This is a genomic window from Bacillus sp. EE-W1 (assembly GCF_009760835.1).
In the GTDB taxonomy this organism is placed as follows: domain Bacteria; phylum Bacillota; class Bacilli; order Bacillales; family Bacillaceae_G; genus Bacillus_A; species Bacillus_A wiedmannii.
In genome coordinates, this window is record NZ_WIPE01000069.1 from 26,490 (window position 1) to 50,820 (window position 24,331).

The window sequence follows — 24,331 nt, forward strand, 5'->3', positions numbered from 1 at the left end:
TGGTATTCTTTACGTTGGCAAATCGAGATTATATTTAAAACTCGGAAATCATTCTTTCATATTCACCATTGTAAAAAGATAAAACGAGAACGATTGGAATGCCATTTGTATGGGCAACTGATTGCCATTCTACTCTGTTCTTCTACCATGTTTCAAATGCGGCAATTACTTCTTATGAAAAAGAAACGAGAACTGAGTGAATATAAGGCCATATATATGATTAAAGATTATTTTCTTCTTCTTTTCCAAGCTATACAGAAAGGCACCCAAGAGCTATCAAGGATTCTAATTCGCTTGTTCAATCTCCTACAGCAAAACGGGCGAAAATCCCATAGGTATGAGAAAAAAACAGTCTTTGATATTTTAGGCATCGTATACAATTATTCCATGTCTCATACTCATGCAGCTTAATTTTAAAAAAGCAAAACCCATTAGGGTTTATTTCGTATGCAATTCTTTAAATAATATACAATTAGTCATTAGAACATAGGGATTTTCTCACCTGAAATTGATTTTACATAACCTTAGCTTGATAGCGATGGGGTACCGCCAGCAACCTAAGAAAACAACATGCTAAGGAGTATACTAGATTTTATACAGTTTTTCTGCTAATCCAGTACCCAAAAACCATACCAGGATAGGAATGTATAAAAAATGAATAGAGTTATCGAAAAAGAAAAAGTGGATTTCTTTTGAGAGTGTGGATTCGCTTTTTTCTTGTTACTAATAATAGGACATTATGTTAACCCCACATGTATACAATATGCATTTTTCTACTAAAAACATAAGATAATAAAACATTTTACTTTACCAATCATTGATGTTAAAATCGTGATTTGTAATAAAATGGATTACACCAGTACTTTCCCTACTACCCTACTACTAATAGTTATTTAAAACAAACCAGGTAATTTAACACTTAAATATTTAGGAAGAAGGCTCAGAATGAAATTAAATAATGAAAAAGATGGCATTGTGTTTGCAGTACTTTCTTATATTATGTGGGGTATTACTCCAATTTACTGGAAGCTTATTCAACACGTATCTTCAGGAGAAATTCTAGCACAACGAGTCTTTTGGTCCTTTATTTTTATGCTTGTACTTTTATTTTTCATGAAGAAATGGTCTACATATGTTGAATTCATGAAAGAAATTGTTAAAAATCCAAAATTAGTTTGGTCACTTATTATTGCTTCTGTACTGATTAGTTCAAACTGGGGTATCTTTATGTGGGCAGTGCTTAATGGAAAAATATTAGAAGCAAGTCTTGGTCAATACATTAATCCTTTAACAAGTATGTTAATCGGTGTAATCGCATTAAAAGAAAAGTTAAGTGGTTCTCAAATTCTTGCATTTATATTAGCAGGCATTGGTGTATTAACACTAACGTTCCATTATGGTGTGATTCCTTGGATTTCTCTTAGTTTGGCGCTTACCTTTGGATTTTATGGTTTAGCCAAAAAAATGATTAAAACAGATTCAGTCATTGGATTAACACTTGAAACGATGGTAATTTCGCCTATTGCGTTAGTATATTTGACTTACTTGATGTTTCAATCTCAAATACAATTTTTCAATTCTGTTTCAACCAGTTTATTATTAATAGGGAGTGGCATAGTAACAGCTCTACCACTTTTATTATTTACAAAGAGTGCTAAAAAAGTTTCATTATCTATGCTTGGTATTCTCCAATATATTTCACCAACTCTGTCACTAATAGCCGGTGTTTTTCTTTATAACGAAACGTTAACAAAAGCTCATTTTATAGCTTTTACCTTTATTTGGTTAGCCCTTGTGATTTATACTTTTTCTTCCATAACAAAGTCAAGTAAAGAGAGTAAAAAATAAATGAGTTTAACTTATAAATAATGAACTACCTGTAACGAAAATTATGTAAATAAGCTGTCCATATGGGCAGCTTATTGTATTTTTGCTTAGCGTTTTTTTGATGCATGTTGAATTGATGGTATTTTTGTACCAAGTACAAGTATGAATGCAACAAGTGCTAATCCTGAACATAGAAGAAATAGATAATAGAATGAAAATGATTTTATTACCCAAAGATCTAATACTGGTCCTAAAGCCATGCCATTGCTTCTCCACGAAGAGATCGTGGAATACATCAATCACAGCCTTTTCTATCGAACTTGTAGCAACTGCCCAGCTGATTCCATGGAAAATATGTAAAATCACTAAGCATATAGCCCCTGTTATCCAAGTATACAAATACATTGTCTTTACAAATAATACTCAAACATTTTTGCAACCTTTTCTTTTATTTTTTCTTTTATAGATAATTGGTTGACGTCAGAGGATGTTACTTGCTTTGAATTTTGTAAGTCTGCATTAATCACTGGTTTTATTCTCGAAATATAGATAGGGTCATGAATATAACAGTTCATTTCTTCATTTAAATGAAACGAGCGTGAATCAAAATTCACGGTCCCAACCATCAATACTTTTTCATCAATCAAAAATACTTTACCGTGTAACACCCCATTTTTGTAACCATATACTTCCATCCCCTGTTTTAATGCTTTTCGGATATATGGATATGCTGCTTCTTTAACTAATAGTGCATCCGAATGAGGTGAGAATAGAATTTTGACACGGACTCCCCTCTTTCTTGCATCTACTAATGCGTTCCAAATAGTTCTGTCTTTTGGTATAAAATAAGGTGTTAATATAATAATGGATTCTTTTGCTTGTTGAAACAGCATTTTATAATCTTGCCCAAGTTTTTCTCCACTATAATATGCAGTAAATCGTTGCGAGGTTGCTCCCTTTTCCTTTACCGCATTGTGTATCGGAATCGGTTTCTCTGAGTTTCTCTTCCAGTCTAATACAAATTGTTGTTCTAAATCTTGAACTCCTTCTCCTCGTATTTGAAGATGATAATCTCTCCAATAACCAAGTTTTTCTTTTTCCCCCAAATACTTCTTTCCGATGTTGAATCCACCAATGTAACCAACCTTTCCATCAATAACTGAAATACGACGATGATTCCGATGATCCAAAGAAGAAAAAAGATAAGGGAAAGCCGGTTTATTTTAATATGTAAAATGAACTCCTTTTTTAACTAATAATTCTCTTTCCTTTTTCTTTAGTAAAATTCCACCTAACCTGTCCAAAGCATAGTATACTTCTACACCTTCTTGACTTTTTTTCCGCAATAACTCTAGAAACTGATGGCTTACTTTATCATCAGCAATAGAAAAAAAGTTAACATGCACGTAATGCTTTGCTTTCTCTATATCTGAGAATAGTTGATTGTTTAACTGTTTCCCATCTGTATACAAAGTAATATCACTTTGACGCATAGGGTATTGACTAGAATTCTGGCTAAACACCCCATTTTTTTCGGCTATCGTTCTGTCAATTTCACCCCAAACAAACAGAACTAAACATCCACCGATAAATAAAAAGAGGAATACTCGGAAAATTCTTCCTATCTTTTTCAGCATATTTAATCTCCTTTATATATTATCTTTTTATTTCTGTTAGTTTTTGTTATTGGGACAAAACTATTCCATGCATCTATTAGCTAAAAAAATCCTGCTTTGAATGATTAACTATAAAATTTCTCATTCGCATAACCCTAAAATTGGAAATCGTACGATGATAACAAAATAGGCACTCTATATTTTGAAGCACATTTACAAGGAGGAATACTACATGACAGTAAGTACTAAACTTAAACAAACTATCGCTGGATTAAAGAGTGCTCAAGCATGCCTAGAAGGATTTGTTCTTGATACTGATAACAAGCAAGCAAAACAATTATATAAAGGTGCAGCACAACAAACTCAAGAAATTATTGAATCTTTAAATCCTCGTCTTCAACAAATTGAACATGAAGAGCCTCAGTACAAGTAATAACATAATACCTTTCACATAGAATATCGTCCCCATGGAAGAGTGCCCAGCTTAAATAACGATTATCATAATGCTAATTACGATTAAAGGGTCTCACCATATTGCCATCAATTTAAGAATTCAAAATTACCCCAAAACGAAAAAATGAGTTCAACTCTCATGGACACCTATGAAAAGATAAAATTTTCGTTTTTGGGGCATTTCAAAATATTAGCTTGATTGGCATAGGGTACCGCCACATACCCGTCAAGCTAAAGATGTATATTCCATGCACTTCCGTTCTTGATGCTCACATGCTTGATATTTTTATTTGTTTTTAAAGTTTGCTTTTGATTAAAAGGGAAAATACACACTATAAAAATAAAACCCCAATTTCTCTATATTAAAATTGAGAAATTGGGGTTTAGTCACGTAATAATATTTTTTATTTAAAACAAGTAACTGATTAATAATCCTGCCGATAATAAAAAGCCAAAAATCGTATTTGTCATCGCTGTTGATTTCATTGCGATGCGCATATACCCAGGATCCTTTGCACCTTTTTGGAAACTTTGAATGGCAGAGATTGGCTTTCTCAAACCTAGGAACATAACTAATGCCCAAGGGCTTATATAACCCATCAATACAATCACAGCGATCCATAAATAAGCAATGAAAAAGGCTACAGCTAATGTTACTATTGCTTTTTCTCTCCCAAGGAGGATTACTAATGTCTTTCTTCCACCTTTAATATCTTCTTCGATATCTCGGATGTTATTAGACATGTTAATTGCACCTACTAAAATTCCAATTGGAATGGAAATCAATACACTTTCAATTGTTATCGTATTCGTTTGAATAAAGAAAGCGATGAGTACAAAACATGTCCCCATTAACAATCCAGAAACTAATTCTCCAAATGGAGTGTACGCAATTGGTAATGGACCACCTGTATATAAATAGCCAACCGCCATCCCAATTAAACCAATGACGACTAACCACCAACTGCTATTCATACAAATATAAACTCCAATAATTGCTGCTACTACATACAATAAAAGCGCAACTGTTAACACATTTTTTGGTTTCAATCCGTGACGGACAATTCCACCACCGATGCCAACAGAATCAGCGGTATCTAATCCACGTTTGAAATCATAGTACTCATTAAATAAGTTCGTTGCGATTTGCAATGCTAAACACGCAACCATCATCGCAATAAATAAAAGCCAATGAATGTCTGTAACATACAGTGATGCTACTGTTCCTAAAATTACAGGAGAAAACGTCGCCGTTAATGTATGCGGGCGCGTCATCTTCCATATTAATTTAGCGGAACTAATTTCTTTTTCATTCCCCATAACTCTGTTCAATCTCCCTACCTTTTAAGTATAAATGACTAGCAGTATCTTTCTCTCTATTTCCTGCTTCACATCTATTATATCAAAAAAAGAATTGGCGATAGAACTTTCATGCTCTTGCTTGCACCATAACTTTGCATCAAAATATCGTTTTTTCTAATATGGGGTGGTACCCCATCGCCATCAAGTTAAGGGCGCTAAGAGGATATATGTGAGGGTTATTTTTAAAAATTTCTATGGCTGTACTAAATGAATACAACTATGAATTAAATTTAACGGTTCTGTTTATATATTTTTTCATTTTTGTTTTCTACGCGATGTATAATGCTTTCTCCTTCAACATCAATGTTAGGCAAAATTTTATCCAGCCATTTTGGCAAGTACCAGGCTGAATTACCCATGAGAATCATGACTGCAGGTACGATTGTCATTCTCACGATGAATGCGTCAAAGAAAACACCGAATGTAAGAGCCATGCCTATGGATTTAATGATGGTATCAGGCGCCAACATGAATCCAATAAATACAGACATCATAATTAATCCCGCTGCGACTACGACTCTCCCGCTCTCCCGCATTCCTTCTACAATAGCTCTCTTCGGATCACCTGTATGCGTATATACTTCCCGCATTTTGCTCACTAGGAACACCTCATAGTCCATGGCGAGTCCGAACAAGATGCCAATCAGAATGACAGGCAAGAAGGCTAAGATCGGACCGGCAGCCGGGAACCCAAATATATTTTGGAAATGTCCATCCTGCACGAAAAATACCACGGCTCCCAACGTAGCGCCAAGAGAAAGTAGAAACCCTAATACTGCTTTTAATGGAATGAGCAGAGATCTAAACACTAGAACTAAGAGTACATACGCAAGTCCCACAATAAGGGCAGCAAAAACTGGCAAGGCGTCACTCAGCTTTTGCACGATATCAATATTCATCGCTGCTGTGCCCGTTACCATTAGTTCAATTTCATTTTTTTTCTCGGTTTGGTTCGATTTGTCCCTGATTGCTTTTACCAAATCCTTTGTCTTTGTATCGTCAGGTCCAGTTTTTGGTGTAATAGAAATCATATAAATCTTTCCAGAAGGCCCAGGGATAGCTGGGGTCACACTTTTCACGTCAGGTAGGTTACCCAATTCTTTTGCGATGGTGTTCATAGCATTTTGCGTTTCAGCTGTTGCTTCTTCTGATTTTGCTACTACCATTAAAGAAGCATGAAATCCTTCCCCATACGCTTCCGTCAACAAATCATATGCTCTTCTTTCTGTCGTTTCTGTGGACTTTGTTGTTCCATCAGAAGGCAAGCCAAGGTTCATATGGAAAAACGGAATTGAAATCACTGCAAGCAGTCCGATTGCGAAAATCGTGACAATCAGAGGACGTCTTATGACAAATTCTCCCCATCTATTTGAACCAGCATGTTTCTTACCTGCCCCAGTCATCTTTTGCAAGAATCGATTTTGTTTAGATGGGGCAATCTTATGGCCGACAAGTCCCAAAATGGCTGGTAATATGATGACGGAAACCAACACAGCTGCAAGCACAGTAAAGGCAGCTGATACGCCCATCGCTGTCAGGAATGGAATCTTTGTAACAGACAGTCCCAAAAGACCTATAATAACAGTTAATCCTGCGAAGATTACGGCACTTCCCGCTGTTCCCGTTGCGATGGCAACAGATTCTGGAACAGAATCTCCTTGTGCAAGCTGCTGTCTAAAACGATTGATAATGAAGAGTGCATAGTCTATGCCTACTGCGAGTCCCAGCATGGCAGCTAATGATAAGGAAACTGATTGGATTTCCACATAATTGGTTCCAATCATGATTCCTAGCATTCCAATTGCTAATCCGATTATCGCAGTGAGAATCGGCAGTCCAGCTACTAGAAAAGACACAAAGGTAAATGCCAGGACTACGAAGGCAACAAGAACTCCGACAATTTCAGTCATACCTGAAGTCTCTGAGTCAGAAAACGTAACATCGCCTCCTGATAACTCCGTTTGAATGCCGGCATCCCTTGTTGTTTCAATACTATCTAAAATCTTATCTTTAGAAGCTTCTGTAACCTTTTCTGCTTTTACTTTGTACGTAACAACTGCATATCCAATTGTCTTATCTTCACTGAGGTTCTGCAGTTGCATCGGTGCTGCCACAGAATCAACAGCTGAGTCTTTTTTTATCTCTTCAAGAACTCCTGCAATTTTCTGTTGTACTTCCGCTGACTCCAAGGTTTCGTTTTTTGGTGCTTTAAATGCCACTTTTACTTGGGCACCTGCTGGTTGCATCGCTTTAAACTCTTTTTCAATTACTTTTCCTGCTTTATCTGCTGGTGTATTCGGAATACTCAGCTCGTCCTTGAAAGAGGAACCCATGTTGACTGCAAAAAGCACTAATGCAATAAGAATTGCGAGTGCGCTGAATACAACCTTCTTCCTATGATTTACTGCCCAATATCCTAACTTATACAGATGTTTTGCCAATTAAATCTCACCCTATTCTTGTCAAAAATTATTCTTCTTACGTTGTAATCTAGAAACATACAAATACCTAAATTACATATAATTCATATAATAAGATTTTAAAATACTTATTATAGATTGTATCTGAATATCCCTCCCTATTTATAGCTTACAAAATGGCGACAAATTGCCAGTAAAAAACAAAGAAAATGGTACACATTGACAGCGATAATGTCCTTTTATACAATGAAATTATCACCGCACTAACAATTGTACTTACAAGTGTAAGTATAACAGTGAATTTTCATCTTTCAAGCAATATGTGATTATTTACACTTAAAACGAACAGAATGAAGGGATGTGTTAGCTTTGAGGAAGTCAAGAGAAGACAGTATACACTCTCAAACATACATTATGGAGGCATTGAGCGCACTGTTGCATGAACATAAATTGCAAGATATAACCGTAACAGCTATTTGTAAAAAGGCTGGAGTTGCCAGAGTCACATTCTATAAATACTACCGCAACGTTTATGACGTCGTGCAAGCATCTGTGGATGAAATTGTTCAACAATTCTTGAAAGAGGTTGATAGTTTGGATCCGTATGAAAGTATGCAGCTAATTATTGAATATATCATAGAGGGATTTGTCTCTGCACAGAAGCCGTCAGGAAAGTTAATTGATTCAAATATATCTAATATGATGCTTGATTACTTGAATTACACAATGGAAAAGGTCTTTCAAGCGGATATTACACACGATCATGACATGAGCAGAATGCAAATCCTGTTTTTAGCAGGCGGTATCTTCAATATTGTTACCGATTGGATTAAAAGAGGGTCAAGGGAGTCTCCTCAGGCACTTGCTGCAAAAATATACGAGATTCTTCCATATGGGACAACAGATACAAGGAATTTGGCAAATTCCTGATACAACTATTCTACCTTTTATTACATCTTAAAAAATGGGCACCACATAAAAAGCTGTAAGTATTTCATCTAACCATAAACGACCGTTTTTGGTTAAAAGAGCAAAACTTTCTTTCATATAGTCTCGCCACACATCCATCAACTTAAGATCTCATAATACCCTCAGAACAAAAAACGTGTACATTTCGCCTGCTTTTTATTGTTTTGGGGTAACTCGTTCTTTTTAGCTTGATGGGCATGGGGTGGTACCCCTAATACCCCAGAAGAAAAAGAAGAGTTTGAACCCTTTAACGTACAGGGCGTTCCATATATCATTGTAAAAGATCCTGAAAATAACATTCAAAAATTAATTCTTGGATTCAGCACTCAATCATTAGAAGAGGCTATTTTATAATAATCATCCCAAAAAAAGAAACGAACAAAAATGTTCGTTTCTTTTTTATGGTGCTTAATGCTCAAGAAAACTTATAACCGCATAAGTATATAGAACGACTAGAGCAAAGGCACATATTCCCATAATTATAATCGCTAGTGCGCTTTTCTCTTGTCTAAACCCTAAAATTCCAAGAATAAATGCACTCAACATTGTTACCTTAAGCATTGTAGAAAGGTTGGGAATTGAATATCCACTCAACCAGGTAGAGAAACTTACAATTACAGAAAAAGAGAACAAAGTTAGAACAATAGATAATATATTAATGTGCTTCCCATACTTCAGTTGCATTTCGCTACCCCCTTTTCTTTTCATTAGTGAATAATAGGTAGGTGGCTATATTTTTATTTTATTCTAAATTTTCTTTAAAATAAACAACAAAAAGAAGAGGTTGTCCCAAAAGTCGCTGAATAGTTACTTTTAGGCAACCTCTTTTCTTTATTTTTTACTTTCCTCTAGTTTAGAGATACTTGTTTCTTTTTCAGGTAACGTATCAAAAAAATCCGTTGCTCAAATGCGAACAACGGACCTTCTTTATTTGAACCAATTTAAAACATCCTCGGTAATCTCTTCTGGCCTATCCCAATGCATTAGGTGCCCTGTATCTCTATAAAGCTTAGTCGTAATATCAATATGCTTCCTAAATTCCGCAATTTGCAATTCCCTTATTTCTAAATAATTATGTGGAAGATCACAATACAATAATAAAATATCATTTTTAATTTTATGCGATTTCAATGTTTTATACACCGTATATTGAAACTTAATTACACCTCTAGCCGTATCGCCAGTAGCATGCCATTTCTCTTTATTATCTTCTTCTCGCATTAAATCGTAAACCGCGCGTTCTATTAATGGTGACCACCTGCTGTAAACCATTTTTTCTGATTGGATGAATGCTTCTTTACTGTCAAAAATATATTCATCAAAATCTTTTTCGTAATGGGTGATTTCTTCTTCTAATGATCGCGGTGGACACTCTCCTTCTTTCGCACCTTTATATAGCTTCGCAAAATAATCTGCATTCATTTTGCCATGATGATAACCACCATCTAACAATACCATTTTATTCATTTTTTCTGGACATTTTGCTGCATAGTGAAGTGCAACGCTTGCTCCCCATGAATGTGCTACTATATGAAATGTTTCTTTTCCTATCCCCTCAAGTAACGCTACTACCCAATTTGTTAAATGGGATGCACCGTAATCTTCATCCTTCCCAAAACTTGGTGTTTTCCCATGTCCCGGTAGATCAAACGATACAATATGATATTTATCTTTTAAAAGCTGCGCTATTTCGATAAAACTTAATTTTGTACTTCCTAAACCATGAAAACAAATGATTTGAGGATTACTTTTATCTCCCCATTCACAAACACTTGCTTCATATTCGCCAAATTCTACAAAAAAGTGATTCATTTTTAATCTCCTCTAATTATTAGATGTAAATTAGTTTGAATGCAAAATTGTTTTTTCAGAATAAGTAAATTCTACAAATGTATCCAAATCCCTTTTTCGTAAATAATTTTTATAGAATACGAGAGTTAGAAAGCACCAAATGCTTATCATTTCAGTTAATGGTTAGACTACATCTTCACGCCTATGAAATTAATATAGTTTAATAATTGTACTATACGTCTATCGTAAGTGTGATTTTTCAAAGTTTTATCCAGTCCATTTTTTGCTATTTGTTTTCTTTCTTGTACATGTTCCAAATAATACTCCGCTTTTTGTATAAACTCCCGTGCACTATTAAAAGTTTCTATTTCAACACCTGGTATGTAATGCTTTGCTACATCTGGGCGTATATCAGTTAATTGAAAAGAACCTACGGCATTAATTTCAAACGTCCTATTATTTACTGAATAGGCTTGGATGTTTGCAGCATTACAATTCAATTCCTGATCATTTGGTGAACGGTGTAAATTTATATTGATTTTAGTTGATACGTAAAATTGTAACGCATCTTCATACTTTGCAAGTGGCAAAAGTTGTATTTTATCCTTTAACCTTTCGTAATTCTTTAACTTCTCCCAACCGAATCCCACAATTTTTATGTTTTTTTCTGCTAAATACTCTGAAATAGAATCAACAAAGGTAAGTCTATTTTCAAATGCTGTGCCTATAAAACTAAGATCGTACTTATATGTATCTTCTTTCTGAGAAGGTTTAAACACATCTTGATTTGCTGCTAACGGAAGATGAAACACATTATTACATCCTAACGCTCTATAAAACTTGATACAATTTAAATCTTGCGTAAATATGTAATCATAATACGGAACAAGATTTTGTGTTACATCCGTATAATAAGGATCATCTGTCAGCCAAAGTCCAGTAGTAAAACCTGCACTCTTTATTACTGGCATGACACTAATAATACCCTCGTTTAAACCACCGAGTACCAAAATAAAATCCGGTTTCATTTTTAATGCGGTTTCTATCGCTCGTTCTGGGTTCACCATAATTGTATTACTGTTTACTTTTTGTAAACTATTCAAAATTGCTGCTTCGATCATTGGATAATAAAAAGGAATTCCTGATTGAATAAATAAAATTTTCTTAGGCGTATTGTCTTTCATGTCATCCCCCCTATTTCTACATAATCAAAGTGCACGAAAATTAGCAGTCTTTATTCATTTTATGACATCTTACTTTACATGTATAAGCAACGTTTATGTCCATTATGTTGCACTTCCCTCATTTTAGAAGCTGTCACGAAAGGAATAAAATCAGGTTATATTCAGCCCAATTATTAAACATAGAGAATGAATACATAAAAAAAAAAGAGCCTGCTCGTATAAGTTGGCTCTTTCTCTTTTACAATATCTAATACGCTATACAGCAAAAAAACTATGATTACGGTCAAATTACTTCCAAACAACACCTCGCCGCTCATATTCCATTCTATATTCAACAGCAGCTGCGATTTTAGGACTTGCGAACTTTTCCGTAATCCAAAGAGCTAAATCAAGTCCTGAAGTAACTCCTCTTGCGGTAATAACATTCCCTTGATCTACAATTCTGTAAGGAAGCAGTTCTGCTCCATATTCACTCATTTCACTCTGTGCCAAATGATGTGTTGTTGCCTTTTTATCACTCAATATACCGGATGCAGCTAGTAACATACCTCCAGTACAAACTCCCGCAACAATCGTTCCTTCGTTGTGCATCTCTCTAATTATTTTAGTCAAAGTACCAAGCTCAGCTTCCTTTCGCGCCCCATGTTCAGCTTTATGATTCCAGCCACCACCAGGCACAATTAATAAATCTGGACGATTATCCATTCGTAAAAAATCATGTAGTTTGATCGTAACTCCGAACGAAGTAGTAACTTCTTGTTTTCGTTCACTTGATACGAGTTCAACCGTAAATGGAGCCCCTTCTTCTATCGCTCTTTTCAGTACTTCAAAAGGTGCAAAGGAGACAAGTTCTCCGAAACCGTCAAACAATACAATTTGTATTTTCATTTTTTGAACACCTCATATGCTTTCTTTTTCGCATCCAAAATTAAGAGAATAAATGTTATCTACAAATTAACAATGAAGATTGTCTTTCTCCTCTCACTCTATAAACTTCCAAATGTTTTTCCAATTCCCTCTCATCACTTATTACAAGTAGCGTTTTCTTCACAAAGGTTCCAATTTAAACTACCGGATAACCATAATAATGAAGAAAGCCTTTTATAATCATTTGATGTTAAAATATTATGGGCCTTATACCCTTCTAAAAATGCTCTAGCAACTTTCGAACATACTTCATGCGACTTTATTCCTTCTGTCCGGGAATACCATTTTATTAAAAAAGCTAAACCTTCAATACGATCTACATATTCAATCGATTCAAAATCTACAATCCCTTTTACACATTGATTTGAATCCCATATGACATTTAAAGGATTTAAATCAGTTTGTACAATAAACTCCAAATCACTCGTATGTGCGCATTCTATATGATACTTAGCTAAATCCATATATCTCTGCAATTCCTTGCGTGTACCACCTTTATTTTCTAATAATCTTATAAACTCACCATATCCATCTAAATGAGATTTCTTTTGAAAAATCGGGCTTTGAAACGTACTAGAAATATCATGTATCTTTCTTGCTTCCTTTCCAAAGACTTCTGCCATCATTTCTGTACAATAAGTGACATGTTCCCCTTCCATCCAAGTAGACAATACAAACCGGTACTGTTCCTCATTCCAAGTGAGTAATGTAAAGGACTCTCCCGCCCTATTCTCCTTAATCTGCATAAATGGAATTCCATGCTCTCGTAAATAATACGTAAACCGTACTTGCTCTTTCAATTGTTCATTTGATAACGTCCCAAAGGCCGGATTGATTGTTCGAGCACGATTTATAAACCGTGCGGAATACTGGTCTCCATTTACGACGATTTTATAATGCAAATCGGTATTCCAACTGTTCTTATGTAATTCTTCTTCCACTACTAATGTATGGATTTCTTTAAAATAATTTATTAATATGTCTTTTATTATGTGTTTCATCATTTTTTCCTTTCATGTGAAAACCCTCGATGATAGGTTTGTAACATACACTTAATTCACTCAAAAGGAAAATAATATCCTACATAATTAAACACATTTGAAAAACCTACATTTTCTACAACCGCGACAGAAGGCTTGTTCAAATCCATGCAGTCCCAATATGGAATAATATTATTCTCCAAACACTCTTTTACGAAACTATGAGCTATCCTTTGAGCTAATTTTCTACCTTGGTGACCTTCTATCGTTTCAATATCTATACAGTGTATATTTTCAAAAACGAACCCTGAAAAACATACACTTACAATCATGTTGTCAAAAACTATACAATAACCAATTCCCTCATTAAAAAATCCATCAGGTGAGGACCAAAACTCTAAAATTTTTGATTGTAAAAAATTCAATATTCTTCAATACGTGCCCTTTATTTTCATAGAGAGCTTTACTCATTTTTAGTACTGTATATCCTTGTTCAATTTTAGGTTCACGATTACCCTCATAATTCTCTTCTTTTAGCGTATACACTCTTTGATTCCAACTCTTTAAATTACGATGTTGAAATATTTTTTCGATTGCTTTATTCCACTTTAAATGATTACCGATTGCTTCAAAGCAATTTAGTCCAGCCTTTCTTGCCTCAGGTTCTATCACATTATCAATAAAACTATTCATTTCATTATTAAACTTTTGATTTTCTGCACTTCCTATAAAAAAGAAGCCATCGTTATTCCCTAACCAAATAAGTCCTGAATTAGGAGAATAGATGTTATCTACAAATATACGACCAGGATTCACCCCTGCAATTACAGCCTTTACCTCCAATTGCCCTTTTTCATTTACTAAACTATTACATTTATAAAAATCAGTCTTGTTTAATTCAGAAATCATATGTTATCCCCCCTGAAACTGCTCTATTCTAACTTTACCACCATGACAGAATATTCTTTATTCGTTTTAATAATTGTTTTAAACCAAAGAAGTAGATAATAAAAAAGAGCCAATCTCCTATACGTTAGAAGATTGGCTCTTTCCTTTATTTACTCCCCTGTTTCAGAAAATCGTTTTATACGTTCTCCAATTTCATCACGAACACGTTGAAATTCAGACCACTCTTTTCCTGCTGGATCGTCAAATCCCCAGTGAACACGATTTACGTGCGGAGGTGTCGAAGGACAAACAGAATCTGCATGACTACAAAGGGTAACAACTAAATCAGCGTTATTTAAAATATTTGAATCGATTATATCCGATGTTTGATTCGTTATATCAATATTTACTTCGTTCATTGCTTTAATAGCATTTGGATTTACTCCGTGTGCTTCAATTCCTGCAGAATATACATTCCACTTATCACCTAAATATTGTTTGCCCCATGCTTCTGCCATTTGGCTTCGGCATGAATTTCCTGTGCATAAGAAATAAATTGTCTTTTTGTTTTCCATGTTGTTTTCCGCCTTTGTTTTTAAATTATACTGGTTGATCATTAAAATATTTACGCTTAAACCAAAAAGCGACGTTTACAAGTGCAATCATTACAGGTACTTCCACTAACGGTCCGATAACAGCTGCAAATGCTGCACCCGAATGAATACCAAACACACCAACTGCTACAGCAATTGCTAACTCAAAGTTATTACTACCTGCTGTAAATGCTAACGTTGTTGTCACCGGATAGTTTGCACCAATTTTTCTTCCCATAAAGAAAGAAACAAAAAACATTACAATAAAATAGATTAATAACGGAATTGCTATTCTTACTACATCTAATGGTACGCTAACAATCATCTCCCCTTTTAAAGAGAACATAACGATGATTGTAAATAGTAGTGCCAGCAATGTAAGTGGACTAATCTTCGGTATAAACACCTTTTCATACCATTCTCTTCCTTTTAACTTAACGAGTACAAAACGTGTTAACATACCTGCTATAAAAGGAATTCCTAAGTAGATAAATACTGATTTCGCTACTTCTACCATTGTAATATCGACAATAGCCCCTTCAATTCCTAACCATTCTGGAATGACTGTTACAAACACGTATGCATAAACGGAGAAGAATAACATTTGGAATACTGAGTTAAAAGCCACTAAACCTGCTGCATACTCTTTATCTCCATCAGCAAGATCGTTCCAAACAATTACCATTGCAATACAACGTGCTAAACCAATCATAATGAGCCCGACCATGTATTCTGGCTTATCAGGAAGAAAAATAATTGCTAAAACAAACATAAGTACAGGTCCGATAATCCAGTTTTGTACTAAAGATAAAACCAATACTTTTACATCTTTAAATACTCGGCCCATTTCCTCGTAACGAACTTTCGCTAATGGTGGATACATCATGACAATTAAACCGACAGCGAGCGGGATGGACGTTGTTCCAACTTGTAATGTATTCAGTCCTTCTACTACACTAGGAAACACAAACCCTAAACCAATCCCAACAGCCATAGCTAGAAAAATCCATAGTGTTAAATATCGATCTAGAAAAGATAAACGTTTCATTTTATTTTCCATCTCCTATTAACAACAAGAATTTTTTTCTACTACGTTAGAAGTCGTGCAACAAGATGAATCTTCAATTTTATGAACATCACTATGTGCTTTTGTATAAAAGAATTCCCACTCGTTCCCATCAGGATCTGTTACCCAAAACTTATCTTGAACTGCATAGCAACAAGTCGTATCCATCTCATCACGCGCAAAGAAACCTTCTTTTTCTAACCTTTCTTTATGTAATGTAATTTCTTCAGCTGTATCCACTTGGAAACCGAAATGATTTACCTGATTTCCCTTCACTTCATCTCTTACATTCAGTGTGAAATTAAGTCCTGGCACCTCTAATAAAAATTTTGCATAATCCACTTTCACCTTAACTGGTGACACACCAAATACCTTTTCGTAGAATTCGATAGACTTCTCTAAATCCGTAACATTTATACCAACGTGAACATATCTCATAGCTAATTCCTCCTCTTTATATTTCATTAATCAATTTTTTTTGATTAATGGTGCAAAATTTTAACAGCAACTACCTTTGCCTGTTTTTCTAAAGATACAGCACAATTCTTCTGATAATAAATTATTTACTTCCGCATCATTTAAATCATAATAACTCCACGTACCTTTTGTTTCTTTTACAATTAAACCTGCATCTAATAAAATCTTTAAATGATATGACAACTTAGATTGCGTCATTTCAAAAATCTCTGTTAAATCACATACACAAGTCTGGCCTCGCTGGCAAAGTTCATACATGATTTCTAGACGCTTCTGATCCGCCAACGCTTTAAACTTTTTCTCATAGAGCTGAAAATCTTGTGCCACTGTAGTTCACTCTCCCTTCATCAATTTTTTTTGATATTTATAGTATATACGCAGATGAGTTCTATATGCAACTAATTCATCAAGTTTTTTTGATTTATCAAAAAAACTTCCTCTTCAAAATCTATACTTGAATACTTTTTCTTGCTCAATATAAAATAGCTTTCTTACAAATTAATACGATAATTTAATATTAACATGGTGCAGTTTCAGGGGTAAGTTATCAGAAGACATATGAAGTAAGCACTCTACAAATGATAATATATTAAATCTCGTTAAAACAAAAAGATATGTCCTAGTAGTATACCTAGGACATCCCCTTCATTTTATAATTTCTAGATTCTATACATCACTAACAATTGAATATACCTTCTGTCTAAAACATAGTATTATCATTAGCTGCCTCATTTGGAATCTCTTGAATTACATCCCAATGTTCAACAATCTTACCATTCTTTATACGAAATATATCGACTATAGCAACTCCCTTATCTTGAGAATTAGTACGAGAATGTACATGAAGAGCAACTGTATCTCCTTCTACTACTACTCGTTTAATCTCTGCAGAAGAATTAGGATTTTTAACAAAGTCCTCCTTAAAGAAATCCATGAAGGCTTTTCGTCCGTCAGAAACAAAAGGATTATGTTGCTTATAATCTTCACTTACATATTTAGGGATAATATCGATATCATGTTTGTTAAAAACTTCATTATAGAAATCAACTACCATCTTTTTATTCTTTTCATTTTCTGTCGCTTCTTTCGATACCGATGCAACATTCTCACTCTTTATTGAGTGACCTTTGGTATTACCAGTTGAAGCTTGAAATATCAAAGTCGACACAATTCCTAAAATAAACACAGAAATAATTATTACTATTAAATTTTTCTCTAATTTCATTTATGCCTACCTCTTCTAATCGTATAAGTTATCTTCCATAACACGCTTGAGAAGTAGAAACCTTCCCAAAAATGTAATGTGAGGGGGAATGTTAGGAAATTACACTCCCCCTTATACAAGGCATGTTAGAAACTAATAACTCTAACTTAATACCTCATTAACAGTTGCACTGTCCACAATTTGAATAAACTTCTTAACCTTATCGTTCTCATCAAACTCATAAAGATGACAGAAATCTGCTATGAATGATTTCCCTGTTACTTTATATGTTCCACTATATTTTCCATACACGATAACAGTATTGTTATTAAAAGCATAAATTTCATCTTTAGCGTTATAGTTATCCCATTCCGTGCCAAGACGTTCATGTACATTTTTCACTACTGCATCAGGACCTGTATAAGTGCCCGCATATGGAAACCCAGCAGCTTCTGTCCAAGATACATTTTCACTTAAATACGTTTTGAAAGCATCCATTTTCCCCTCGCCAGTTAACACATACGTTTCATGTAATAGTTTTTGATATTTATTCATAGCATTAACCCCAAGGCATTTCTTTTGTTACAACTTTTGCACTTAATTCTAATACACCTTTATTTGCATAGTCTGGATATGCTGCTTCAAGTTTCGCTACAAAATCTTTTGAAGTTTTACTTTCCTCAGAAGCTTGAACCGCAGTTCTTAGGTAATCCATAGTTGCAATAATCGCTTGATTATCTAAGGATTTTTCAATTGATCCATGGCTAGGTACAATTATGTCAGCATTTAATGCTTGTAATACTTTCAAGTTCTCAATCCATGCCTCCATAGCCGCTTTTGAGCTAGTATCCGCTAAGAATACATGTATTTCGTTAAATACATCAATACCACCAATTAATACTTTTAGCTCTTTATTAAATAAGCTAGTTCTGTAATGATCTAAGCCTACTAGTTCAAATGTTAACCCCTGAAAATCAATTGTTTTTTCTTTAAACACTTGAGGTAATACTACGTTGCTTGGTGCGTTTTCTCCTAGGGCACCTTTCCAAACTTTTAATTTACCTAAGACAGAATGAACAATATGTTCAACAGTAGACTCTGTAGCATACGCTATAGCTTCTGGGTAAGCAGCCTTAATAATTTCTAATCCAAAGTAGTAATCAGGATCCCCATGAATAATAAAGATTTTATCTAAAGATAAGTCGTTTTTTTTCAGATACTCAACAATTTCTTTCGAATCAGATTGAGTAAATTTTGAGTTTATTAAAAATGCATGTCCCGCTTTCTCAACTAAGGTTGCAGTGACCATAAAACTTTTTTCGTCTGAACTAAACACCGTCAATTTCACATCTTTTTGATTTGTATCAATTGTTTTAAACATAGAATGTTATTCTCCTTTTGTTAAAGTTATTTACTAGTTAACATATTTTTATCTTGTTCCGACAGAAGCTCCCTCTTCAATTTACCTGAAAGTGTGATAGCACCAGCAAATAGGCGAGAGATGAATGTCGGTTGGCGTAAGCTAACATGTTTGCTACTATAGCTGATAGTAAAATTAAATTTGGACTCTTTTTAAAAATAAATTGAAACCGACTGTTATAAAAAGGTTTAAGTCCATCCAATTCTAGTCTTTTTTAAAACGTTAAATGTTATATACTGTAACTTAAAATTCATTAATATAAATTTTTAAAACGCGCTTCAATTTTATCTGGCGTCATTACCCCACCACCAATAGGGATAATTTGATTATCCTTTTGTAAAAGTAATGAAGGATAACTATTAACACCAAGCTGTCGCACTTTGCTGAAATCGTTTTGGACATCTATTATTGTTTCTTGAGCGTTTAAACGTTCTAGTACTTGTTCAGGGTCCAAACCATGCTCGATTGCAATCTTACGATATGTTTCAGGATCACTCAGACTTTGTCCCTCATAATAAAACGCTTTTTGCATAGCCGCAGTGAATTCTAACAAACGGTCTGGTGCTAATGAGCGTAAAGCTGAAAAGCCAATTGCAGCATCTTTCGAATTCATTTTAAAAGTCCCTTCTTCCACCAATTTTTGATATGAAGGACCAAATTCTGCACCTGTAATTTGATTAATTCTTTTATTCCCCTCTTCTATATATGAGAAATTTTTTATTGGTAAATCATCTAAAAATAATCCTCCACATAAAACCGTTAACGGCATTTCAGTGTGTTCTTTGTAAAATCCTTTAATACTTTCTGAAAATCCATAGCACCATCCACAATATGCGTCCCATACGTATATAAGATTATCTTGTTTCGTCTTCATTTAAATCCCCTACCTTTATTTTTATTAACCAGTCCAGCTATCACTTAAAATTCTCAGCTAACTTTTTGGTTTATATAAGTACATCTTTTTTATATCTTGTTCTTTTTTGAGTTACCTTACTATATTTTTCAAAACTAACCTTTCCCAAAAAGATTAGATAAGATTTCTAATGAAAGATAGCGCTGCACATCATTGCTCCAAAATAGAAGATACTAAAATTCGGAATATATCTTGATTTAAATATGTTAGTAACTTTCTACACCGGGCGATAACATGTGGACTACCATCCTTAATTAAATATATAAACCTTATTTTCACTTTAAATATCCATGAGTTGTAACTAACTCAATTACAACCTTATGTAACCATATTAGTTACAACTATAGTAGAAGTCAATTCTTTTTTAACAAAAACAATAAATTTCTACCCTAACGCTTTTAGAATTCTATTATTAAAAACTGGCTTCTTGTTCTTAAATTTGTTAAAGAGCTTAGTAATTCCCTAAAAACATCACTAGTAAATATGGAACAACAAATTCAAGATAATTTACAAAACAAATAATATAAGTACCTCTTTCATGGCTTACCGACAGAGTACCAGTTCTAGTACATGTTTTTTTTCAAAGCATTACATTTTGTTTTTACCTTTAATAGAAACTACCTGATTAACTAAAACAGGAACTGTCCCACCATGACTTATAATTTTTTATCCCTGTACATTGTGCGGGAATTTTTTTCATAAAGAAAAGACACCCTAAAGTGCCTTCTTTCAATGTGAACCATCACAATTTCAATAGTAAGTATTGGACTCTCATCCAAATATACTTTTACCATGTTAAATTGTTTGATTCATTGAGGAATAGGGTTCAAATTTGGGTTAGCATCACATCGCTAACATACTAAGGTTTTATGCTACCCAAAAACAATGATTTTTACTCTGGGGATCTCAATTTTATTATTTGGGGATTTATGCTTTTCTTAGCTTGATAGCGATGTGGTAGGGCCCTATATTTGACTCTTTTTCTACACCTAGATATTCTAGAGTTCGTTCTAACATAAGTGCTGCCTGTTGACGTGTGAGTGTGCCATATGGCGTAAACTTAGTAGCTGAAACACCTCGGATAATTCCTGTATCGTATAGGGCTTGTACATCATAATACCGGCTGCGAACGTATTTACATCAAGAAGATTAATGGAGCAAATGATGATTGCCCTAAATTGGTTTGATAGCTGTTTTTGCAGAGTTTGAGCGTGATATTATTCTTTGAAATTCTCTTCTTAAAGATAATACGTAAATACAAACAAAACCAGCAAAACAACGTTCCTATGTCGTACTGGTTTTGTTGAAGTCCATTTTGAATTGTAGCTAGTTCAACGTAATTGCAAATTCTGAGTTCGGTGCCCCAGCAATTACAACCGTTCCATTCTTCGGCAGTTTTACTTTGTTATTGCCGCTCACGATGGTAAAGTTGACACATACTCCATTCTCATCATATACCGCGAACGCACCCTTCGATGGCAATGTCACGGTCATCCTTTTTCCTGCTGCCGCTTGCGGAATCGTAAACCATTTAGCATGCCCATTTGCTTGCAGAGTAACTTTGGATGATTGGCCAGCATCAAGTGGTTTTACGTTGTTTCCACTTACATATAACAACCCGGCCATTTCCATATATTCATTGCCGCCTTCTGTATAGAAATGCGTTTCCGTCGTATCACGGCCATTCATCACGGGGATCTGGAGCTGATGCGCCGCGGTGTTCGGACCTGTAATTTTTCTGCCCTCCCAATAGCCCGCCAGGCCTTCCTTACGAATAATTTGTGTGGTAATAAGTTTCGGTTGTACGAGATATTCAATAGAACTAAATTTCTCATTCACGAGATAGAACTTGACACCTTCCCGCTTCGCCCATACGGCAGCGGTTTTCTTCGATAGCACATTGTCTTCTAGTTTCTCGGCTAAATAGTGAGTCATCGCACCTTGCCCTAAGTCTGGTGTCGATTTATATGTGCTCTCCCTCAAATAAGTTCTTCCATTCTTCTCGGTGACAAAGTTGAGCTTAGAAGTACCCTTCTCATTAATAAAGCTTCCATCCACAGTATATACATATTTTTCTTCTCGATTAGATGGTAAGAACAGTTCTCCATTCTTCGTAATTTCAATTTTGAAATGAGTTTCGCTATTGCCATAAAAGCCCGCTTTCTTTGCCACGTCTTGAGGCATCTTGACCTTGATCGGCTTGCCAAAAGATTTGTTCGGCTTGATGTTCTTAATTGTCCCCTTCTCTTTAAGCACGGCGAGCAGCAATTCAGTTGCCAGCAGTTGATTTGTAGAGCTTCGTCCACCGGATGACAACACAGCCGCTGCCATTTTCTGTTCCGGAAGCACGACCAGTATAGCATGTTGCAGTGCCGTGTCGCCGCCCTTAGCCAAGCCTTTTATCCCATATTCACTGAATGGGTATAGTTTCACACTATCCCAGCCAAGACCATAGTTAAAAATATTATCTCCATCCCCCGGCCACATTCCTTTTTTATATTCCTCTTGCTCCATCGCCTTAACTACCTTATCAGAGAGGATCCCTTTTCCCTGTCCCATAAATAATTGTGAGAATCGTACCATATCTTCTGCCGTGGAAGAGACCCCTCCCGTACCAATCACATTCACCGATTCAATTGGAAGCTGCCCTTGGTACGCCGGAAAATAAAGTCCAGCCCGCTTTTCGTCTCTCCATTTGTCCTGCGGCGTTTTTGTATGATTCATCTTTAAGGGTTCTGTAAACCGTTGCTGTAGAAATTCGGTAAAGCTCATACCGCTGACTCTTTCCACCAAAATTTCGGCCAGCGTAAAACCATCGTTGCAGTATACCGAGAACGCGCCAGGGTCTGCTTTCAGGCTCTGGTTGGACAATTGCTGCAACAAGAAATCATGGGAATAGGTATCATTATCGTTAAATAAAAATGCATTACTTAACGTGGAACCTTGCAAGCCGGAGGAGTGATTCAACAACATACGCGGGGTAATGCGTTTGTACCGCCCATCTTTCATCTTAAAATCAGGAACATAGTTAACCACAGGAGCATCCAAATCGACTTTTCCTTCGTCGACCAATTTCATTACAGCCGCTGTTGCATACATTTTACTGACTGAACCAATCCCGTATAGAGTATCTTTGGTTAGTGGCTGTTCCCCTTCCATATCGTTCTTTCCAGCCTGCCCCGACAAAGTAAGCTTGCCATTATCAATTAGCGCATACTGCACGCTAGTCGTCCCATGGGACTTCGTGAGTAGCGCAGCCTTCTCTGCTGCAATCTTCTTCAGCTCTTGGCTAGCTACTTCTACGTTAGATACAACTGTAGTCTTACTATCAGAAAATGCTTTCGCCCCTGTTGGTAGAATCATAGTTAGCGCTAATGTAGCGGCTAATACACCAGTTAGTTTATTTTTCATGAGGGAATTGCCTCCTTAGATAAGTGATCAATTTCATCATTTGTTTGTTTAACTATGAAAATATGATAAAATTTATCCGTTCTTCCTTTTGGCCTACTTGCTAAATTCAGCAAGTAAAATATTTTTAAAAGGATCAGGACTATCAGCATTAAGGCTGTTCAAATTGACAGCTAATGTATGCTTGCCTCCAAGTGTACCTCCAGCAAAAGTAACAAACCCTGGAATGCTACCTCCGTGTCCCCATATTGAGACACCGTTTGGAAGCTTAGTTTCATAGATTCCAAGACCATATCTGCCAAGTGCAGCTTCTCCTGTTGGAACTGTAGTAAGCATTTGTTTTAGTTGCTGTTCTTTTATTAATTTACCTCCAAGTAAGTAAGAGAAGAATTTGTTTAAATCATCAGCAGTAGAAATCATATCTCCAGCCGAGCTCCCCATACTTGGGTTATAATACGTAACATCTTTTGGCTCACTTGCTCCGTCTAGTTGGATATATCCACGGGCATGCTTGGTTCCTGGAATCACGCTTGAATTGCCAGGTAAGAATGTATTCGATAATTCAAGCGGTTCAATTATCCGATTTTCAATCTCTTCCGCATAGCTGTTCCCGGTTACTGTTTCAATAAGGATCCCTAGTAATACGTATCCTGTATTTGAATAAGACCAGCTCTTTCCTGGAGCAAAATCTGGGGGCATCGAAATCCCCATCTTTACTAATTCTTCAGCCCTATACGATTTTTTTGTATCCATAAGATTAAAACTTTTTGACCTTGTGTATTCAGCGATACCACTTGTGTGGTTCAATACTTGCCGGATAGTAATTTGTTTAT

The 24,331-nt window shown here is 35.3% G+C and carries 21 protein-coding genes and 4 pseudogenes; 4 read left to right on the forward strand and 21 right to left on the reverse strand.

Annotated features, from left to right (window positions below):
- Positions 1-411 (forward strand): transposase (locus tag GFJ36_RS29755; RefSeq protein WP_242016011.1); only part of this gene is annotated, 411 nt, incomplete at its 5' end.
- Positions 412-945: 534 nt separating this feature from the next.
- On the forward strand, positions 946-1,848 hold the full coding sequence (gene rarD, locus GFJ36_RS16760) for an EamA family transporter RarD (RefSeq protein ID WP_000773904.1): 903 nt from the start codon (positions 946-948) through the stop codon (positions 1,846-1,848).
- 86 nt (positions 1,849-1,934) lie between these two features.
- Here the strand turns inward: rarD and GFJ36_RS30255 are convergent, their stop codons facing one another.
- Together GFJ36_RS30255 and GFJ36_RS16770 are read right to left on the reverse strand one after the other, a co-directional pair.
- Positions 1,935-2,087, reverse strand: a complete 153-nt coding sequence (locus GFJ36_RS30255; protein WP_223270629.1) for an MFS transporter — start codon at positions 2,085-2,087, stop codon at positions 1,935-1,937.
- 150 nt (positions 2,088-2,237) lie between these two features.
- Positions 2,238-3,464, reverse strand: a pseudogene (locus tag GFJ36_RS16770) (phospholipase D-like domain-containing protein).
- 211 nt (positions 3,465-3,675) lie between these two features.
- On the opposite strand from GFJ36_RS16770, the gene GFJ36_RS16775 reads away from it, so the two are divergent.
- Positions 3,676-3,876, forward strand: coding sequence for a DUF1657 domain-containing protein (locus GFJ36_RS16775; RefSeq protein WP_000218933.1), 201 nt, complete (start codon positions 3,676-3,678; stop codon positions 3,874-3,876).
- Positions 3,877-4,304: 428 nt separating this feature from the next.
- On the opposite strand, the gene menA is transcribed toward GFJ36_RS16775, so the two are convergent.
- Complete coding sequence (gene menA, locus GFJ36_RS16780; RefSeq protein WP_016129866.1) at positions 4,305-5,216, reverse strand: 1,4-dihydroxy-2-naphthoate polyprenyltransferase; 912 nt, start codon at positions 5,214-5,216, stop codon at positions 4,305-4,307.
- A 272-nt stretch (positions 5,217-5,488) separates the two neighbouring features.
- Positions 5,489-7,699, reverse strand: a complete 2,211-nt coding sequence (locus GFJ36_RS16785; protein ID WP_157349689.1) for an MMPL family transporter — start codon at positions 7,697-7,699, stop codon at positions 5,489-5,491.
- Between the two features lie 393 nt (positions 7,700-8,092).
- Between GFJ36_RS16785 and GFJ36_RS16790 the strand changes: the two genes are divergently transcribed.
- On the forward strand, positions 8,093-8,608 hold the full coding sequence (locus GFJ36_RS16790; RefSeq protein WP_048516921.1) for a TetR/AcrR family transcriptional regulator: 516 nt from the start codon (positions 8,093-8,095) through the stop codon (positions 8,606-8,608).
- A 447-nt stretch (positions 8,609-9,055) separates the two neighbouring features.
- Here GFJ36_RS16790 and GFJ36_RS16795 read toward each other — a convergent pair whose 3' ends face one another.
- From GFJ36_RS16795 to GFJ36_RS29765, 17 genes and pseudogenes are all read right to left on the reverse strand, one after another.
- A complete protein-coding gene (locus GFJ36_RS16795) occupies positions 9,056-9,331 on the reverse strand; it encodes a hypothetical protein (RefSeq protein WP_088009995.1) in 276 nt (91 codons plus the stop codon).
- 243 nt (positions 9,332-9,574) lie between these two features.
- Complete coding sequence (locus GFJ36_RS16800) at positions 9,575-10,459, reverse strand: alpha/beta fold hydrolase (RefSeq protein WP_097889774.1); 885 nt, start codon at positions 10,457-10,459, stop codon at positions 9,575-9,577.
- Positions 10,460-10,626: 167 nt separating this feature from the next.
- Positions 10,627-11,622, reverse strand: coding sequence for a CgeB family protein (locus GFJ36_RS16805; protein WP_097889773.1), 996 nt, complete (start codon positions 11,620-11,622; stop codon positions 10,627-10,629).
- A 288-nt stretch (positions 11,623-11,910) separates the two neighbouring features.
- Positions 11,911-12,510 (reverse strand): DJ-1/PfpI family protein, encoded by a 600-nt coding sequence (locus GFJ36_RS16810; RefSeq protein ID WP_097889772.1) that lies wholly within the window; start codon positions 12,508-12,510, stop codon positions 11,911-11,913.
- A gap of 55 nt (positions 12,511-12,565) precedes the next feature.
- A pseudogene (locus GFJ36_RS16815) lies at positions 12,566-13,550 on the reverse strand (phosphotransferase enzyme family protein).
- Positions 13,551-13,606: 56 nt separating this feature from the next.
- A pseudogene (locus GFJ36_RS16820) lies at positions 13,607-14,438 on the reverse strand (GNAT family N-acetyltransferase).
- 149 nt (positions 14,439-14,587) lie between these two features.
- Positions 14,588-14,992, reverse strand: a complete 405-nt coding sequence (gene arsC / locus GFJ36_RS16825) for an arsenate reductase (thioredoxin) (RefSeq protein ID WP_000428357.1) — start codon at positions 14,990-14,992, stop codon at positions 14,588-14,590.
- 25 nt (positions 14,993-15,017) lie between these two features.
- On the reverse strand, positions 15,018-16,058 hold the full coding sequence (gene arsB, locus GFJ36_RS16830) for an ACR3 family arsenite efflux transporter (protein ID WP_097889770.1): 1,041 nt from the start codon (positions 16,056-16,058) through the stop codon (positions 15,018-15,020).
- Positions 16,059-16,076: 18 nt separating this feature from the next.
- Positions 16,077-16,514, reverse strand: coding sequence for an ArsI/CadI family heavy metal resistance metalloenzyme (locus GFJ36_RS16835; protein ID WP_088122557.1), 438 nt, complete (start codon positions 16,512-16,514; stop codon positions 16,077-16,079).
- A gap of 60 nt (positions 16,515-16,574) precedes the next feature.
- Positions 16,575-16,880 carry an arsenical resistance operon transcriptional regulator ArsR gene (arsR, locus tag GFJ36_RS16840; protein WP_000046014.1) on the reverse strand — a complete coding sequence of 102 codons (306 nt, stop codon included), beginning with the start codon at positions 16,878-16,880 and terminating at the stop codon, positions 16,575-16,577.
- A gap of 373 nt (positions 16,881-17,253) precedes the next feature.
- A complete protein-coding gene (locus GFJ36_RS16845) occupies positions 17,254-17,778 on the reverse strand; it encodes a nuclear transport factor 2 family protein (RefSeq protein ID WP_097889769.1) in 525 nt (174 codons plus the stop codon).
- A gap of 141 nt (positions 17,779-17,919) precedes the next feature.
- A complete protein-coding gene (locus GFJ36_RS16850) occupies positions 17,920-18,312 on the reverse strand; it encodes a nuclear transport factor 2 family protein (RefSeq protein ID WP_060486500.1) in 393 nt (130 codons plus the stop codon).
- Positions 18,313-18,316: 4 nt separating this feature from the next.
- Positions 18,317-19,138: an MBL fold metallo-hydrolase gene (locus tag GFJ36_RS16855; RefSeq protein WP_097889768.1), complete on the reverse strand. Its 822-nt coding sequence runs from the start codon at positions 19,136-19,138 to the stop codon at positions 18,317-18,319.
- Between the two features lie 292 nt (positions 19,139-19,430).
- Positions 19,431-20,051 (reverse strand): DsbA family protein, encoded by a 621-nt coding sequence (locus GFJ36_RS16860; RefSeq protein WP_097889767.1) that lies wholly within the window; start codon positions 20,049-20,051, stop codon positions 19,431-19,433.
- Positions 20,052-21,017: 966 nt separating this feature from the next.
- A pseudogene (locus GFJ36_RS30260) lies at positions 21,018-21,194 on the reverse strand (S-layer homology domain-containing protein); the annotation flags it as partial.
- Positions 21,195-21,416: 222 nt separating this feature from the next.
- Positions 21,417-23,501, reverse strand: a complete 2,085-nt coding sequence (locus GFJ36_RS16870) for a serine hydrolase domain-containing protein (protein ID WP_097889766.1) — start codon at positions 23,499-23,501, stop codon at positions 21,417-21,419.
- A gap of 93 nt (positions 23,502-23,594) precedes the next feature.
- Positions 23,595-24,331 (reverse strand): serine hydrolase domain-containing protein (locus tag GFJ36_RS29765; RefSeq protein WP_242016012.1); only part of this gene is annotated, 737 nt, incomplete at its 5' end.

Excerpts from the sequence above, each read along its gene's own strand:
- GFJ36_RS16805 (WP_097889773.1), bottom strand. The coding sequence starts at position 11,622 with ATGAAAGACAATACGCCTAAGAAAATTTTATTTATTCAATCAGGAATT.
- GFJ36_RS16810 (WP_097889772.1), bottom strand. The coding sequence starts at position 12,510 with ATGAAAATACAAATTGTATTGTTTGACGGTTTCGGAGAACTTGTCTCC.
- GFJ36_RS16850 (WP_060486500.1), bottom strand. The coding sequence starts at position 18,312 with ATGAATAAATATCAAAAACTATTACATGAAACGTATGTGTTAACTGGC.
- menA (WP_016129866.1), bottom strand. The coding sequence starts at position 5,216 with ATGGGGAATGAAAAAGAAATTAGTTCCGCTAAATTAATATGGAAGATG.
- GFJ36_RS30255 (WP_223270629.1), bottom strand. The coding sequence starts at position 2,087 with ATGGCTTTAGGACCAGTATTAGATCTTTGGGTAATAAAATCATTTTCA.
- GFJ36_RS16775 (WP_000218933.1), top strand. The coding sequence starts at position 3,676 with ATGACAGTAAGTACTAAACTTAAACAAACTATCGCTGGATTAAAGAGT.
- GFJ36_RS16835 (WP_088122557.1), bottom strand. The coding sequence starts at position 16,514 with ATGAGATATGTTCACGTTGGTATAAATGTTACGGATTTAGAGAAGTCT.
- GFJ36_RS16795 (WP_088009995.1), bottom strand. The coding sequence starts at position 9,331 with ATGCAACTGAAGTATGGGAAGCACATTAATATATTATCTATTGTTCTA.
- rarD (WP_000773904.1), top strand. The coding sequence starts at position 946 with ATGAAATTAAATAATGAAAAAGATGGCATTGTGTTTGCAGTACTTTCT.
- GFJ36_RS16800 (WP_097889774.1), bottom strand. The coding sequence starts at position 10,459 with ATGAATCACTTTTTTGTAGAATTTGGCGAATATGAAGCAAGTGTTTGT.
- arsB (WP_097889770.1), bottom strand. The coding sequence starts at position 16,058 with ATGAAACGTTTATCTTTTCTAGATCGATATTTAACACTATGGATTTTT.
- GFJ36_RS16870 (WP_097889766.1), bottom strand. The coding sequence starts at position 23,501 with ATGAAAAATAAACTAACTGGTGTATTAGCCGCTACATTAGCGCTAACT.
- GFJ36_RS16860 (WP_097889767.1), bottom strand. The coding sequence starts at position 20,051 with ATGAAGACGAAACAAGATAATCTTATATACGTATGGGACGCATATTGT.
- GFJ36_RS16845 (WP_097889769.1), bottom strand. The coding sequence starts at position 17,778 with ATGAAATTAGAGAAAAATTTAATAGTAATAATTATTTCTGTGTTTATT.
- GFJ36_RS16790 (WP_048516921.1), top strand. The coding sequence starts at position 8,093 with ATGGAGGCATTGAGCGCACTGTTGCATGAACATAAATTGCAAGATATA.
- GFJ36_RS16855 (WP_097889768.1), bottom strand. The coding sequence starts at position 19,138 with ATGTTTAAAACAATTGATACAAATCAAAAAGATGTGAAATTGACGGTG.
- arsC (WP_000428357.1), bottom strand. The coding sequence starts at position 14,992 with ATGGAAAACAAAAAGACAATTTATTTCTTATGCACAGGAAATTCATGC.